Origin of the sequence: Exiguobacterium sp. SL-9, assembly GCF_004336985.1 — a bacterium.
Lineage (GTDB): Bacteria > Bacillota > Bacilli > Exiguobacteriales > Exiguobacteriaceae > Exiguobacterium.
Map to the genome: position 1 here is coordinate 198,077 of NZ_SJUO01000001.1, position 14,024 is coordinate 212,100.

Below are 14,024 nucleotides of genomic sequence, written 5' to 3' on the forward strand. Positions count from 1 at the left end.
TTTTCATGTCAGATAGATGAAATCTTCAATCGGATAAAGCGACATATCGAGCTCGCAGTCCCCTGTCAGAACGAGATCGGCGAGCACTTTCCCGATGAACGGGCCGACCGTCAAACCGGACGAACCGAGACCGTTCGCGACGAGCAACTGCTCCGCTCCCGGTACGCGACCTAGAATTGGAATCGAGTTCGGCGTGACCGGGCGGAAGCCGACACGCGTCTCAATCAGTTCGGCCTCAGCGAGTCCCGGGGCCGATTCTAGCCCTTTTGAGAGCACTTCATGAATCCCAATCGCCGTTGGGCGTGCGTCGAACGCTTTGTCCCGCTCATGCGTCGAGCCGATGACGATGCGCCCTTCTTCGAACCCGAGCAAATAGCGACGACGTGGCGGCATGACGACCGGCCAGTCGGACGCGTCCGTTTCCGGGAGCTGCACGTGCACGATTTGTGCCTTCTCCCCAGCGACACGGGCCGTGTACCCGATCGGTTCCATCAACTCGGGCAACCACGCACCGCAGGCGAGGACGATTTCATCCGCTTCGTAGCGGACCCCGTCGCATTCGACATGATAACCGTTTTCTTCAACGAGGACGGCCGAACCGTCGATCAAGGTCACGCCACGTTTCACGGCGACCCGCTCGAGCGCCGCTCTTAACTTCTCCCCATCGACGCGGGCTCCGCCTGCGACGAGGAGGGCGTCATATTCGTCCGAGAGCGGCGGGAACAGCGACATCGCTTCTTCCGCCGTCAGTCGACTCAAGTCGCCGATTTCCGGGGCTTCTTCCCGGCGCAGCGCCGTCCGTTCTTGCATCTCGTTCAACTTTTTATCTTCGTGCAAGGCGAGCGTCCCGACACGTTTATAGCCGGTCTCCGTCTCCCCTTCTCGCTTCAAATCGTCGACGACGGTCGCATAGTAATGCGCGCCACCTTTGGCGAGCGCGTACCACGCCTTGTTCCGACGCTGGGCGATCCATGGGCAGACGATGCCCGCCGCCGCGTCGGTCGCTCGACCCTTTTCTTTCCGGTCGATGACGGTGACGTCGGCTTTCCCAGCCAGATGATACGCGGTCGAGATGCCGACGATTCCTGATCCAATCACAATCACTTTTTTCATAACATTCGCGCCCTCATCGGTTCGATGACGGCTTCACATCCTTTCTTTAAAAAAATCATCGACCCGAAGGCCGATGATCAGTCGCGCATGGCGAGGCGATACAGTAAATCAAGAATTTCAATATAGAGCCAGATGAGCGTCACAATCAATCCGAACGCCGCGACCCATTCGAGCTCTTTCGGAGCCCGGCTCTCGACTTGACGAGCGATATAGTCGAAATCAAGCACGAGCGCGAGTGAGGCGATGATGACAATCACAAATTGCACGCCGATGGCAAGCGGTGACGAGCCCGTCATGAACGGGAGTCCTGAACCAAAGAAACTCATCCCGATTTGAACGAGATAAAGCAACATGACCGTAAAGATCGCGGCCGTGACACCGGCGCGGAACTTTTGCGTCACTTTGACGAGACCCGTCGAGTAGACGAACCACATTGCGAACGCGACGATGAACGTCGTCAAGACGGCACGTCCGACGATGCCTGGAAGCATCGCTTCGAAGAAGTACGAGATCAACCCGACGAACACCCCTTCGACGATGCCATACAATGGCGCGACGACCGGTGCCGTTCTCGGTTTGAACGTGATGACGAGCGCTAAGACCAAGCCGAGGATGAGCGAGCCGATCATGAGCGGGAACAATAACGCTTCCCCGATTGTCGGCACGAGCATCCACGTCGTCCCGGCGGCTGCCGTGACGAGCAAGAGTAACGTGAACACTTTCGACCACGTACCGGCTTTCGTCATCGGCGTGGCGCTATAAGATGTTGACTCCATTGATTTACGGAGAACTGGGTTAGATTTTAAGTTCAACTGGGACTAGCTCCTTTATTTTGTTTTTAGTTTTTAGCCATGACTTTGATGAATTCTCGCATGTAGTCAGGCAGGTCAGGCGGACGGCGGCTTGAGACGATATGGCCGTCGACGACGACCGGCTCATCATGCCAAATCGCACCTGCGTTTTCCATATCATCTTTAATGCCAGGAGTACTCGTGACATTGACGCCATCGAGAATATTGGCTGAAATCAATACCCAGCCGGCGTGACAGATTTGACCGATCGGCCGTTTCTCGTCATGCATATAACGGACGAACCCTTTCACCGAATCAAAGCGGCGCAACAAGTCAGGTGACCAGCCACCCGGGACGAGCAGAGCGTCGTATGATGAGATGTCGACGTCATCAAACGCGATGTCTGACTTGGCCGGAACACCGTATTTACCGATGTAAGCATGATCTGCCTTCTCACCGGCCAGGATGACGTTTGCACCTTCCTCACGTAATCGATGGACCGGATACCATAGTTCTAAGTCTTCGAAGTCGTCGCTGACGATTTGCAAAATATTTTTACCTTGTAATTGCATCGAATCCCTCCCTTTATTTTTCTTTCACAAGTATACCCTATAAGCGACGTGGCGAAAACAGGGACGATTGACGAAACGCACGCCTCTCAACTTGAGCGATTTGTTTGATTAGTCCGTTCCTGTCACTGTCACGATGACATTTCCTACTTTTCGTCCTGTGTCCACGTGGCGGTGCGCCGCGACGATCTCCTCGAGCGGATAAACCGAATCGATGACGGCCTTTACTCGGCCGGCTTCAAACAGATCGTTCAGGAAAGTCAAATCCTCTTTCCGTTCACTCGCAGGTCCTTGTCCGGCGACGGAACTGAATTTCCCGTGAGCGGTCACATGCTTCCGGGCCATCCGCTTATCGATGTTTCCGGCCGCATCGAACACGGCGTCGTATGTGGTCAGTTTTTCGTCAAATCCTGCTTTCGCGTAGTCGACTACAACGTCCGCGCCTAAGCTTCTCACAAGTTCGAAGTTCCGCTCTCGACAGACTGCCGTCACGTGAGCCCCATAATAGTTGGCGATTTGAACGGCCATCGAACCGACTGCCCCGGAAGCCCCATAAATCAATACGGTCTTCGCTTGTTCGATGTTCACTTTACGCAAAAAATGAAGGGCGGTCGTCCCGCCGAACGGTAGGCTAGCTGCTTCGATATAGCTAGCGTTTTGAGGCATGTGTTCGACACATTTACTCGCTTTGACACACGCATATTCGGCATACCCGCCGAACCGCATCCCAGTCAGCGCATAGACGCGATCACCGACCTTGAAGTCTTCAACGTGACTACCCGTCTCGACGACCTCCCCCGCCAAAACGACACCAAGAATCGGCTGGCGAGGTGCCTTGAAACCTACAACGATTCGCATCGGTAGCTTGCCTAGGGCCGGTACATCAAGTGCCCGTAATCGACGGTCACCTGAATGGACCGCAGAGGTGTGGACTTTAATCAACAGATCAAACGCTTTCGGTACAGGGTTGTCAATCTCTTGAAGCTGTAACACATCCGGTGGCCCATATGCGGTACAAATCACTGCTCTCATCTTATTCCTCCTCTTAGGATATGAAGTTGTTATTAATGAATTCACCCTTTCAAAAAAATAAAACCAGATGGAAAAGTCATCTGGTTCAAGGAATGTATCTTTTCATTAAATAAGCTGAGGAATGAGAATGACCGCCAAAAGAAAAATGGCAGTGGTCTTTACTTTGTTTCGATTCAACGCGAAAGGAAGTAGGCATAACCCAAGAAGAATGATAGCAAGCACAAGCAATCCCGGTATAAAATACCCCGCATTCGATGCGATAGGGACACTGATCACATGAACGGTCGGATTTGGGAAAAAATCCATTGTTTCAAAAACGAGATTTCCGATTAAACCAAGCATGAATAAGCATAGGGATAGTGAAAATATGAGTGCGTGCTTTCTCACGATACTCCTCCTTTTGAACGTATTACGATATGTATGACAAGGTAGAATCTTTTCTCTTCTACATTATAAGCTATCCCACATTATTTATGGAAAATATTTCAATTAGTTCGATTATCATGATCTTGACCCATGGTTTTCTATACAGACTAGTCACTTCCTACAATGACGTTGTTTTGCGTGCAAAATCGCGCTTATACCGGTTACAAAATCTGTATATAGAAATCGAAGCGTTATGTCGTCAATATATTGTGTTATAATAAGTGCGACTTTTTGTTAATTTTTTAAACGAGAAAGGGGATTTCCCAATGAAACAATATCACGATTTATGTGCCCATATCCTTGAGCACGGTGTCGTCAAAGAGGACCGGACCGGGACCGGGACGACGAGCGTGTTCGGCTACCAGATGCGTTTCAATCTTCAGGAAGGCTTCCCCCTGATTACGACGAAAAAACTACATACCCGCTCCATCATCCATGAATTGCTCTGGTTCATCACTGGCGATACGAACGTCAAGTACCTCCAAGACAACGGAGTCCGCATTTGGAACGAATGGGCCGACGAGGATGGCAATCTCGGACCGGTCTATGGGGCGCAGTGGCGCTCGTTCCCGAAACCAGACGGCACGACTGTCGACCAGCTTGCTCAAGTGATCGAGCAAATTAAGACGAACCCTGATTCGCGTCGCCTCATCGTCTCGGCATGGAACCCGGGCCAACTCGAGGACATGGCGCTGCCGCCTTGTCACCTGTTGTTCCAATTTTACGTCGCGGACGGCAAACTATCGTGCCAACTCTATCAACGGAGCGCCGACACGTTCCTCGGTGTCCCATTCAATATCGCATCTTACGCCTTGCTCACGCATATGGTCGCCCATGTGACCGGTCTTGAAGTCGGAGACTTCGTTCATACACTCGGCGACGCCCACATTTATCATAACCACCTCGAACAAGTGAACCTTCAATTGACGCGTGACATCCGCCCGCTCCCGACATTGAACATTTTGCGCGACGTGGCCTCCATCGAGGACTTCCGCTTCGAAGACTTCGAAATCGTCGGCTATGACCCGCATCCGCACATTAAAGGAGAAGTGAGCGTATGATTATCCACGTCGTCGCCATCGGAACGAATCGTGAGATTGGAAAAGATAACGCCTTGTTGTGGCGTCTGCCCGATGACTTGAAACAGTTCAAAGTGATTACGACGGGTCAAACGGTCGTCATGGGACGAAAGACGTTTGAATCGATTGGTCGCCCGCTGCCGAATCGTCGCAATATCGTCGTCACGTCGGACCGCACCTTCTCGGCTGAAGGGGTCGACGTGTGGCATGGCCTCGAGTCATTGAAAACAGAAAAGACGACAGATTTCTATATCATTGGCGGTGCGACGCTCTATGAACAGACGCTTCCGATGACGGACCGGTTTTACGTCACTGAAGTCGATGGCGCGTTTGAGGCCGATACGTTTTATTCGCCCTTGCCGGACGGGCTCATCGTGACGAACGAACAATTCCATCCGGTCGACGAACGACATGCTTACAGCTTCACTTTCCGACAATACGACAAAAGGGACATCGACTGAGTCGACGTCCCTTTTAATCTGGCAATTTCTCGAGCCATTGCTCGATTTTTTCAGCGATGGCGTCATGATGGTCCTGCTCGGCCAAGTCGTCGTACAGCGTCCCGAGTTCGAATGCCGTTCGTTTTGACAACGCCAACACATGACTGTATTTACCACGCTGTTCTTTGACAGCCGAGAGCGTCCCTCTCGTCTCCATCGTAGTCGATTCGTCTAAAATAAACATCTCCATATGGTCGTTACAGGCGTAACGGTCGTATGGACGATAGATGACCTCATAGCGGCGATGCTGTTTGGGCAGCTGTTCGGCGAGCATGGCATACTTCTCAGGACTCATCGTCACGTACGCAAGACGCTTCTCCTCACGGACAGCTGATGAATAGCGGATGATTCGATTGCGCCCATCACGCTTCGCTTTGTAAAGCGCCTCATCAGCATAAGCACACCATTCCCCGAGAGTCATTCCGGTCTGACAAACACGGGTATAGCCGATCGACACTGTGACGTGGTGTTCATATGTAAACGTCATCTCCTCAATCCGTCGGCGGACCCGTTCGAGCACTGCATCGACAACGTGACGTTCAGATACGTTCAGGATGATGAGAAACTCTTCCCCACCGTAACGGATCAACTCGTCACTCGAGCGGATGGCAAGACGAATCTCCTCGGCAACGCGATGCAAGACTTCGTCCCCGTACGCATGACCGAACGTATCGTTCAGTTGTTTAAAGTGGTCGATGTCAAGCAGGGCGAGCGTGAAACTCTCACCGGAACGCTCAAGTCGTGACATAAAGCGGCTAAACGTCGCTTTTAAATATTTTCGGTTGAAGGCACCTGTCAATTCATCGACGAGGAGCGCATTCGAGACGAGACGAGCCTTCTCGATATGGTGTCCGAGTCGAATGACCCGCTCTTCCATCGGGACCCACTCTTCCCAATAATCATCAAAACCGTAGGAGTAGGCAGCCAAACGATAATGTTCATTCGTGCCAATCACGATGAGTGGAACGTACAGCTTCTTCATCTTACTGACGAACGATTGAATCACCCGCTCCGGAAAACGGGCCCACAATTCGACGTCCATGATAATGGCTTTTGGGACGTCTTCATAATCATATTCAACGGCCTCTTCTAATGTCTGCAAAAAGACCGGACGTGCTCCAAGTTTCTCGACTCGCGGTTTATAGCGACTAAATGTCGAAAAACTGTTCGATAAAACGAGCACGAGATCTTCGTCTTCTTGCTCGATGCCTAACACGGTATGGATATAACGTTTTACTGGGGCAATCAAAGCCATAGCCTCCGCTTGTGTCAAGACCGGTGGCAATTCACGGACATCAGACTCGGCACGACTGAAAATCTCAAGCAAGTGCATCAATCGACGACGTCTTACTTCTTGCTTCATCCAATCTAATAAAAACTCGATTTCTGTTGTCTGAATTTGTCTCGCGCTCGTGATTTGCGCCAAGATGCTATGTATACGATCTGTGAGTTGCTGCTGCTTCATTCCTGACCCCCCAGTTTCGTTCTCCCCGATATATACTATGTCTATGATTATGCGACTTTATCCACGAAAATACAACTATTTCCTCATTTTTTACCTATTGTTTGACAGAAAGATAGTCCTTACGACTCATTAAACGATGAAAAAGAGCGGTCTAAAACCGCTCTTTCCTTATTTTCCAACTTTTAGGTTAGGAGATGTCATCTCTTCTGGACGAATCCACTCGTCAAACTGATCCTCTGTCAATAAGCCCGTCTCTAGAGCCGCTTCCTTCAACGACGTCCCGGTCTTATGCGCCAGTTTCGCAATCTTAGCCGCATTCTCGTAACCGATATGCGGGTTGAGCGCTGTCACGAGCATGAGCGAACGATCCACGTTGTGCGCGATGACGTTCAAGTCGGGTTCGATGCCGACGGCACAATGTACGTCAAATGAATGCAGGCTGTCCGTCAACAGGCGGCACGTCTGCAAGAAGTTGTACATGATGACCGGTTTAAAGACGTTCAGCTCGAAGTTGCCTTGGCTCGCCCCGAATCCGATGGTTGCGTCATTGCCGAGCACTTGCGCCGCGACCATCGTCAATGCCTCGCTTTGCGTCGGGTTCACTTTTCCTGGCATGATCGAGCTACCCGGTTCGTTTTCCGGAATCAAAATCTCGCCGATACCGGCACGCGGGCCAGAAGCGAGCCAACGGACATCGTTGGCAATCTTCATCGCATCCATGGCGAGTGCCTTCAGGGCACCGTGTGTAAACACGAGCTGATCGTGGCTCGTGAGCGCATGGAACTTGTTGACGGCTGTAACGAAGCGTTTGCCTGTCTCTTGCGAAATCTTTTCAGCGACGACTTCGCCAAACTGGGGATGAGCGTTGATGCCCGTACCGACCGCTGTCCCGCCGAGGGCGAGCTCTGTCAACGGTTCGAGCGTGCGCTCAATCATCTGCTTCGACAGCTCGAGCATGCGGACCCAACCGCTGATTTCTTGGCCAAGTGTAACCGGCGTCGCGTCCTGCAAGTGCGTCCGACCAATTTTGACGATGTCCATGAATGACTCGGCTTTCTTCGCAAGCGTCGTGTGGAGCGCCTCAATCGACGGCAACACATGGTCCTCGACCGCAAGGATGGCTGCGATATGCATCGCCGTCGGATACGTGTCGTTCGAGCTTTGCGACTTGTTGACGTCGTCGTTCGGATGGATTGTGAGCGTCTGACCACGCTCTTTCAACTTATCGTTCGCCAAGTGGGCAATGACTTCGTTGACGTTCATGTTCGATTGTGTCCCTGAACCTGTCTGCCAGACGACGAGTGGGAACTCGGCGTCATGTTGTCCAGCGACAATCTCATCGGCGACTTCGGCGATGACGTCAGCTTTCGCTTGCTCCAATACACCGAGCTCGGCATTGGCAAGTGCGGCACCTTTTTTCAAAATCGCGAAGGCGTGTACGACCTCGAGCGGCATTTTTTCCGTCCCGATTTTAAAGTTCTCTAGACTGCGCTGTGTTTGGGCTCCCCATTTGGCTGAAGCCGGAACGTTGATTTCCCCCATCGTGTCCCGTTCGATCCGATATTCCATGAAAATTCCCCCTCTTTATTTGACTACGCTTTCATTTTAGCGAAACTTTTGCAAAAAAGAAATCATTCCCCTGCAATTGACAAAAAGTCGGGCCCGCGCCCGACTTTTATCCTGTCATCAATGCCCGTTTCGCCACGTCATGGGCCCGGTTCTCTGCACGCGGAATCCATTTGATGAACTTATTCGGCAATTCGTCATACAGCGTCAACGCTTTGACGAACAACGGACGCATCGATTGATCTTTTAGGAAACGCTGTTCGAGCGCCCGCACGACCGTCTCGGCGTCTGAATAGAACATGAACGTCGATTCGTCCGTGAGCTCGTGCGCTTGTTCGAGGGCGAACGCGAGCGCGGCGAGTTCGGCCTGAACGCTCGTCAGCCCTTCACGTTTGGCAATGTACGTGGACACCGTGCCGTCCGTCGTCTTGATCCAGACACCAAGACCGTTCTCACCAAGCTCTTGGTTCGTCGCCGCATCAAAATAAATGTGAACCAAAGCGATACGCCTCCCAATCCGTTTCGATCGGTGCATGAATATCGATGAGCGAGAGACGTTTCGATAGGAGCGCCACTTCTTCTTGCCCCTCGAGTTTCTTCGCAAATTTCCGGTGCGCCTCTTGAAGTGCTTCTTGTCTCACGATGTCATATAGCGCTTCGACCGTGTCATACGACTGGACGAGAATCGTCGCCGACTTCGGTCCGATGCCACGGACGCCTGGTATGTTATCCGAGGCATCACCTTGTAGCGCCTTCACATCGACGAACTGCTCGGGCCGTATTCCATAAGTCGTCTCGAATACGTCCTGGTTCATCATCATCTCTTCCCCTTTTTTCGGGACGATTTGAAACACGTTCCCGGAAAGCAACTGATGCAAGTCACGGTCGGATGAATACATATACGATTGACCGGGGAACGCGGTCGCGACGGCCCCAATCAAGTCATCGGCCTCGTAACCGGCGAGCTCCGATTGAAAAATCCCTCGTTCGCTCAACGCCGCGCGCAACTTGACGTAATCGTGGAACAACGGTTCCGGTAAGCCGGTGCGAGTCGCTTTATAGTCCGGAAACAAAGCATAACGATGTGTCGTCTCACGTGGTCCATCCCAAAAGAAGGCGATATGCGTGAAGTCGTTCGTCCACCCGTCAACTTTACGGAGCAGTCCTTTCAACGTCACATCGGGGTCGAGCGCCCGACGACGCTCTGTGGCAAAATAATAACGCGACAGGAGATTAAACCCGTCGACCAACATCAATTTCATCATGCATCCACCTCACAAGCTTGTAATCCGCGCGCGAGCGCGTCTCGGTCGAGATTCTTCCCGATCCAGACGAAGACGGAACGCGAGTCGTCGCTCGGTTCGTTCGCGAACGTCGCACCCATCAGTTGATTCGTCGCTTGAACGACGAATTTTGATGTTTCTCCGTCTAAACGGACAATCGCCTTCAAGCGATAGACGTCGTCCTCATAGTGCATGAGCACTTCACGCACGTATTGCGTGACGCGTTCCCGTTTAAGCGGCACATCCGTCGTGAGCGTGATGGCCCGTAGTGAAGAGACGGACGTGTGTCCGTCTGTCAGTTGACCGAGAAGCTGTTCGTCGACTCGTGAGAGTTGGAACGTGTTTTCCGTCAAGTCATAGTCCCCGGCCGTCTGGACCGTTTCGATGACCCGTACCGTCGGATTCAGCGCTTTAATCCGCTCATGCGCTTGTTCGAGCGTAGCGTCATCGACGAGGTCGACTTTATTCATCAGAATCACATCCGCATAGGCGATTTGATGGATTCCTTCTATAAACAATTCACGGTCCATTTGACTGGCATCGACGACCGTCAAAATCGCCGTCAGCTTGAACCGTGTCCGTAAGTAATCATCGTAATAAATCGTCTGAATGATTGGTGCCGGGTCGGCCACACCGGTCGTCTCGATGACGATGCGGTCGAACGTGTTTTTCGATGCGAGCTGATAGAACGTCTTGCTCAAATCACTTTGAATCGAGCAACAGATGCAACCGTTCGACAGCTCGATCTGCTCTTGATCCATTTTGACGATCAACTGTTCGTCGATATTGACCGAGCCGAGTTCGTTGACGATGACGAGCAATCGCTCGTCTGTCGCTTCTAGCAAGCGATTCATATAAGTCGTTTTTCCGGCGCCTAAAAAACCGGTCACCAATTGTACGGGAATCATGTACTGCACCTCACCTTATAAATTTTCGTGGACCCGCGCCCATTTCTCGTAACGAGCATCCAACAAGTCGATCAAATGAAGCATCCACGCTTCCGTCGGGACCGGTAACACGCTCGAACCCCATTCGCGCTTGCCGTGGTGGGACAAAATCATATGCCAAATCCGGTGATGGACGTCGAGCGGAAGTGTGACGCCGGCAGCATGTTGACTCTTCTCGAACAACAGTCCGCCGTACGGCATATGTCCAATCAAGCTTCCCATCGGGTTGATGGAGATCCCGGTCGTCTCACTCGTTCCACTGACCGAGAACAGTTGCTCGAACCGGTTCGTGGACGACAGCAAGTGACTGTACTCGAATAACTTACCGATATCATGGAACAAGATCCCGAGCGCGAGCTCGTCCCAACGGAGCGGCTCTTTCAACTCGGCGATGGCCTCACAGGCCGCATAGAGCGACTCGAACGTGCCTCGGAATGCCTGTTCAACTTTTACACCGTTCATCGTATTCCATACGTCTACTTTGTGCAACTGCTCAGCTTCTTTGATGACCCGGAACGCCATCGCCAAATGGTCGTCTTGTTCTTGGAAGCGATAACCGAGTCGAAGCATACAGACCGTGTGCTTCAAGAGGCCACCGACATAGTTGTGATGATGATACAGTGCGGCCGGTGCTAGGACGAAATCGTCCCAGTAGCGGTCGAGCAGTGACATCGCGATCGCTTCATAGTCCGGCGAGAGCGTCGACAGAATCGCGAACAGCTCGTCGGCGTATTGTTCCATCGTCTCGTCTCCAGGAAGACCTGGTAGCAACGAGACCGCTTCGTCTCGCGCAATCGGTTTGGCCCGGTCGATGGTGATTGATTTGGCGCCGTCCGGTTTCGGGTAGACGTCGATTTTTCCTTCAAGCTCGATCACGCCTGATTCATAAATCGGTAACAGCTGCTCTTCGTTACCGCGCAACCACTGCTTGGCACGAATGAGTCCGCTCGATGTCGTCAAGTTCAATTGTAGCCATTTCGACCCGGATTTGCCTTCTCGAACTTCGACCGAACTGACGAGCGCTTTCGTCTGAACCGGTGTTCCGTCTGTCAGGTCCGATAGCCGTGTCGCCGACTTCTCTACGGCCGGAAGTTGGAACCGTGTTCGGTCAAATCCGCCCCCTGCAATTGGATCAATCTGTTGGTAATAGTTCATGTACATTGCCCTCCTTCTTCTCTTTGCCCATTGTATCGTGTTTTCCGCTTCGAGGCGAACATACTTTCGTTATAGGTCCAGAAGTTTCCTGAATTATATTGAAAGCGCTTACTAGAATTGTTACGATAAAGGCAGTTAGATAAAGGGGGAACTCACATGATTTCATTGGTAGATACGTATGAACGGTTGATCGCAACAGGGGAAGCGACACGTTACGCCACTACGCATTCGACAATCGCAAGCATTTTACAGGCATCGACTTGCCCGGTCTCGCATCAAGAGCTCGTCACAGCGGTCTCAGGGCATGCCGGCAACCCATATACGCCAGACCAACTCGTCGACTCGGTCATCGAACATGAGATGAAAGGGGCGATGGCTGTCCTGCTCGTCGTCGGTTACCCGATCCAAACACCGCTCGCCAAAGCCGTCGTCTTATCGGCGTTCGCACGCACGAACCGGATGAACATCGAGAAACTGAAAGAACTCGGTCATGCCGACTTGCTCGTGCGGATTCAATCGGCAGAACGATCTTGGAAGCGGACATATACCCACTTGTATCGGTCGGCACCGACGCAGCTCTGTGACCAGCTCGACTCACTGCTCGGCGGTTGCGCCGTCCATCGTGTGATTGAAGCACTCGATCTTGACCCGAACATCAAAACGGCATAAAAAAAGAGCGGTCCCCGGGCCGCTCTTTTTTATGCCTTGAATTATCCTTCTGTCACTTCGACCGCTTCCGGTTCGAACAACGTGACGTTACGCGCTGGTGAGAACGTTGAAATCGCATGTTTATAGATCAACTGTTGGCGCCCTTCTGATTCGACGATGACCGTGAAGTTGTCAAACGATTTGATGACTCCCCGAATTTGAAATCCGCTGACTAAAAAGACGGTCGTCGGCACCATTTCTTTACGTAGTTGATTCAAAAAATGGTCTTGGATGTTATAACTAGCCTTCATGTTGCATTCCCCCTAGTCTATGTCTCTTTCAAATAATCGGAATTTTCGAAAAAACTCCTCAACTTCATCATAAATATTTTGATACGATAGTTCAAATGATTTTCTTCCCATATCAACCCAAATCCCATCAAATTGATGACGGAACCATGTCAATTGACGCTTCGCAAACTTACGGGTGTGCTGCTTGAGGGTCTCGTTCATCCGTTCGTACGTGATCATTCCCTCAAGATACGGGATGACTTCTTTATAACCGATGGCCCGCATCGCTTGCGTCTCCCGGTAACCAGCCGCGAGCAAGCGCTCGACTTCCTCAACGAGACCCGCTTCGAGCATCAAGTCGACTCGATTATTGATCCGCTCATACAGTACGTCTCGATCGGCGTGAAGCACGAACAACCTGTATGCGTAATGCTGGGAAGGAAGGCTATCCATCGCCTGCTCGTCCCCTTGCAAAGCGACTTCAAGGGCCCGGATGACCCGACGCACGTTATTCGGATGAATGCTCTCGGCCCGTCGCGGATCGAGTGACTGCAGTCGGGCATGTAGCGCCTCGGGTCCATTTGATTCTGCCTCTTTTTCAAGCGACTCGCGCAAGGCGTGATCGACCGGTCGCTCTGTGAACTCGTAGTCATAAAGAATGGCTCGGATATACAGACCGGTCCCGCCGACTAAAATCGGCAATTTTCCGCGCGCATAGATGTCATCGATTGCCGCCCGGGCCAGCGTTTGAAATTTGGCGACGCTCATCGCCTCGTCCGGGTCACATAGATCGATCAAATGATGCGGAATCCCTTCCGCTTCCTCGACTGTTACTTTCGCCGAACCGATATCCATTCCTCGGTACACTTGGACCGAGTCACCCGATACGATTTCACCATTGAACGCTTTTGCGAGCTCAATCCCTGTCTTCGTCTTCCCGACAGCCGTCGGTCCGACGAGGACGATGACTGGTGTTTGTTCCATCCTTGTCACTCCTCAAACGAAAGACCGTTCCAAAAAGGAAACGGTCCGTTAAATTCTTCTTTTAATTGTATCATCAAACACGACCGCAAACAGCATCCATCCGCATAATAATAATCCCATCAATAAAATTAAGCCGTCACTCATCCATGGTCGCCTCCTTTACGTACCCCATTCCC

At 51.9% G+C, this 14,024-nt stretch carries 16 protein-coding genes; 3 read left to right on the plus strand and 13 right to left on the minus strand.

The annotated features are described in order from the left end of the window. Window positions 1-3: 3 nt before the first annotated feature. The 5 genes from EVJ34_RS01035 to EVJ34_RS01055 form a co-directional block, all read right to left on the minus strand. Window positions 4-1,113, minus strand: coding sequence for an NAD(P)/FAD-dependent oxidoreductase (locus EVJ34_RS01035; RefSeq protein WP_131484490.1), 1,110 nt, complete (start codon window positions 1,111-1,113; stop codon window positions 4-6). A gap of 77 nt (window positions 1,114-1,190) precedes the next feature. Next, window positions 1,191-1,925, minus strand: coding sequence for a Bax inhibitor-1/YccA family protein (locus tag EVJ34_RS01040; RefSeq protein WP_131434228.1), 735 nt, complete (start codon window positions 1,923-1,925; stop codon window positions 1,191-1,193). A gap of 26 nt (window positions 1,926-1,951) precedes the next feature. Beyond that, complete coding sequence (locus EVJ34_RS01045) at window positions 1,952-2,476, minus strand: type 1 glutamine amidotransferase domain-containing protein (protein ID WP_114165640.1); 525 nt, start codon at window positions 2,474-2,476, stop codon at window positions 1,952-1,954. Window positions 2,477-2,584: 108 nt separating this feature from the next. After that, a complete protein-coding gene (locus EVJ34_RS01050) occupies window positions 2,585-3,505 on the minus strand; it encodes an NAD(P)-dependent alcohol dehydrogenase (protein ID WP_131434227.1) in 921 nt (306 codons plus the stop codon). A gap of 105 nt (window positions 3,506-3,610) precedes the next feature. Beyond that, the gene (locus tag EVJ34_RS01055; RefSeq protein WP_131484491.1) at window positions 3,611-3,892 is read right to left on the minus strand and encodes a hypothetical protein; all 282 of its coding nucleotides are present in this window, start codon (window positions 3,890-3,892) and stop codon (window positions 3,611-3,613) included. A 305-nt stretch (window positions 3,893-4,197) separates the two neighbouring features. Here EVJ34_RS01055 and EVJ34_RS01060 point away from each other — a divergent pair, with 305 nt between their 5' ends. Together EVJ34_RS01060 and EVJ34_RS01065 are read left to right on the plus strand one after the other, a co-directional pair. Further along, window positions 4,198-4,992 carry a thymidylate synthase gene (locus tag EVJ34_RS01060; RefSeq protein ID WP_131434223.1) on the plus strand — a complete coding sequence of 265 codons (795 nt, stop codon included), beginning with the start codon at window positions 4,198-4,200 and terminating at the stop codon, window positions 4,990-4,992. Next, on the plus strand, window positions 4,989-5,471 hold the full coding sequence (locus EVJ34_RS01065) for a dihydrofolate reductase (RefSeq protein ID WP_131484492.1): 483 nt from the start codon (window positions 4,989-4,991) through the stop codon (window positions 5,469-5,471). Before EVJ34_RS01060 ends, EVJ34_RS01065 begins: the two co-directional genes overlap by 4 nt. Window positions 5,472-5,484: 13 nt before the next feature. Here the strand turns inward: EVJ34_RS01065 and EVJ34_RS01070 are convergent, their stop codons facing one another. The 6 genes from EVJ34_RS01070 to EVJ34_RS01095 form a co-directional block, all read right to left on the minus strand. Continuing rightward, window positions 5,485-6,975, minus strand: a complete 1,491-nt coding sequence (locus tag EVJ34_RS01070) for a GGDEF domain-containing protein (RefSeq protein WP_131434219.1) — start codon at window positions 6,973-6,975, stop codon at window positions 5,485-5,487. Window positions 6,976-7,143: 168 nt separating this feature from the next. Next, window positions 7,144-8,544, minus strand: coding sequence for a class II fumarate hydratase (gene fumC / locus EVJ34_RS01075; protein WP_131484493.1), 1,401 nt, complete (start codon window positions 8,542-8,544; stop codon window positions 7,144-7,146). Window positions 8,545-8,650: 106 nt separating this feature from the next. Beyond that, complete coding sequence (locus EVJ34_RS01080; RefSeq protein WP_131434216.1) at window positions 8,651-9,040, minus strand: reverse transcriptase-like protein; 390 nt, start codon at window positions 9,038-9,040, stop codon at window positions 8,651-8,653. Further along, the gene (locus tag EVJ34_RS01085; protein WP_131434214.1) at window positions 9,021-9,803 is read right to left on the minus strand and encodes a 5'-3' exonuclease; all 783 of its coding nucleotides are present in this window, start codon (window positions 9,801-9,803) and stop codon (window positions 9,021-9,023) included. Before EVJ34_RS01085 ends, EVJ34_RS01080 begins: the two co-directional genes overlap by 20 nt. After that, a complete protein-coding gene (locus EVJ34_RS01090; protein WP_131434212.1) occupies window positions 9,803-10,732 on the minus strand; it encodes a CobW family GTP-binding protein in 930 nt (309 codons plus the stop codon). The genes EVJ34_RS01085 and EVJ34_RS01090 overlap by 1 nt, the downstream gene beginning before the upstream one ends. Before the next feature lie 15 nt (window positions 10,733-10,747). Further along, on the minus strand, window positions 10,748-11,926 hold the full coding sequence (locus EVJ34_RS01095; protein WP_131484494.1) for a DNA-binding protein: 1,179 nt from the start codon (window positions 11,924-11,926) through the stop codon (window positions 10,748-10,750). 156 nt (window positions 11,927-12,082) lie between these two features. Between EVJ34_RS01095 and EVJ34_RS01100 the strand changes: the two genes are divergently transcribed. Beyond that, window positions 12,083-12,595, plus strand: coding sequence for a hypothetical protein (locus tag EVJ34_RS01100; protein WP_131484495.1), 513 nt, complete (start codon window positions 12,083-12,085; stop codon window positions 12,593-12,595). Between the two features lie 41 nt (window positions 12,596-12,636). On the opposite strand, the gene hfq is transcribed toward EVJ34_RS01100, so the two are convergent. Beyond that, window positions 12,637-12,885, minus strand: a complete 249-nt coding sequence (gene hfq / locus EVJ34_RS01105) for an RNA chaperone Hfq (RefSeq protein WP_021067304.1) — start codon at window positions 12,883-12,885, stop codon at window positions 12,637-12,639. A 12-nt stretch (window positions 12,886-12,897) separates the two neighbouring features. Continuing rightward, window positions 12,898-13,848: a tRNA (adenosine(37)-N6)-dimethylallyltransferase MiaA gene (miaA, locus tag EVJ34_RS01110; RefSeq protein ID WP_131434205.1), complete on the minus strand. Its 951-nt coding sequence runs from the start codon at window positions 13,846-13,848 to the stop codon at window positions 12,898-12,900. Between the last annotated feature and the right edge of the window lie 176 nt (window positions 13,849-14,024).

Excerpts from the sequence above, each read along its gene's own strand:
- EVJ34_RS01070 (WP_131434219.1), bottom strand. The coding sequence starts at position 6,975 with ATGAAGCAGCAGCAACTCACAGATCGTATACATAGCATCTTGGCGCAA.
- EVJ34_RS01095 (WP_131484494.1), bottom strand. The coding sequence starts at position 11,926 with ATGAACTATTACCAACAGATTGATCCAATTGCAGGGGGCGGATTTGAC.
- fumC (WP_131484493.1), bottom strand. The coding sequence starts at position 8,544 with ATGGAATATCGGATCGAACGGGACACGATGGGGGAAATCAACGTTCCG.
- hfq (WP_021067304.1), bottom strand. The coding sequence starts at position 12,885 with ATGAAGGCTAGTTATAACATCCAAGACCATTTTTTGAATCAACTACGT.
- miaA (WP_131434205.1), bottom strand. The coding sequence starts at position 13,848 with ATGGAACAAACACCAGTCATCGTCCTCGTCGGACCGACGGCTGTCGGG.
- EVJ34_RS01100 (WP_131484495.1), top strand. The coding sequence starts at position 12,083 with ATGATTTCATTGGTAGATACGTATGAACGGTTGATCGCAACAGGGGAA.
- EVJ34_RS01035 (WP_131484490.1), bottom strand. The coding sequence starts at position 1,113 with ATGAAAAAAGTGATTGTGATTGGATCAGGAATCGTCGGCATCTCGACC.
- EVJ34_RS01090 (WP_131434212.1), bottom strand. The coding sequence starts at position 10,732 with ATGATTCCCGTACAATTGGTGACCGGTTTTTTAGGCGCCGGAAAAACG.
- EVJ34_RS01060 (WP_131434223.1), top strand. The coding sequence starts at position 4,198 with ATGAAACAATATCACGATTTATGTGCCCATATCCTTGAGCACGGTGTC.
- EVJ34_RS01085 (WP_131434214.1), bottom strand. The coding sequence starts at position 9,803 with ATGAAATTGATGTTGGTCGACGGGTTTAATCTCCTGTCGCGTTATTAT.
- EVJ34_RS01045 (WP_114165640.1), bottom strand. The coding sequence starts at position 2,476 with ATGCAATTACAAGGTAAAAATATTTTGCAAATCGTCAGCGACGACTTC.
- EVJ34_RS01065 (WP_131484492.1), top strand. The coding sequence starts at position 4,989 with ATGATTATCCACGTCGTCGCCATCGGAACGAATCGTGAGATTGGAAAA.
- EVJ34_RS01050 (WP_131434227.1), bottom strand. The coding sequence starts at position 3,505 with ATGAGAGCAGTGATTTGTACCGCATATGGGCCACCGGATGTGTTACAG.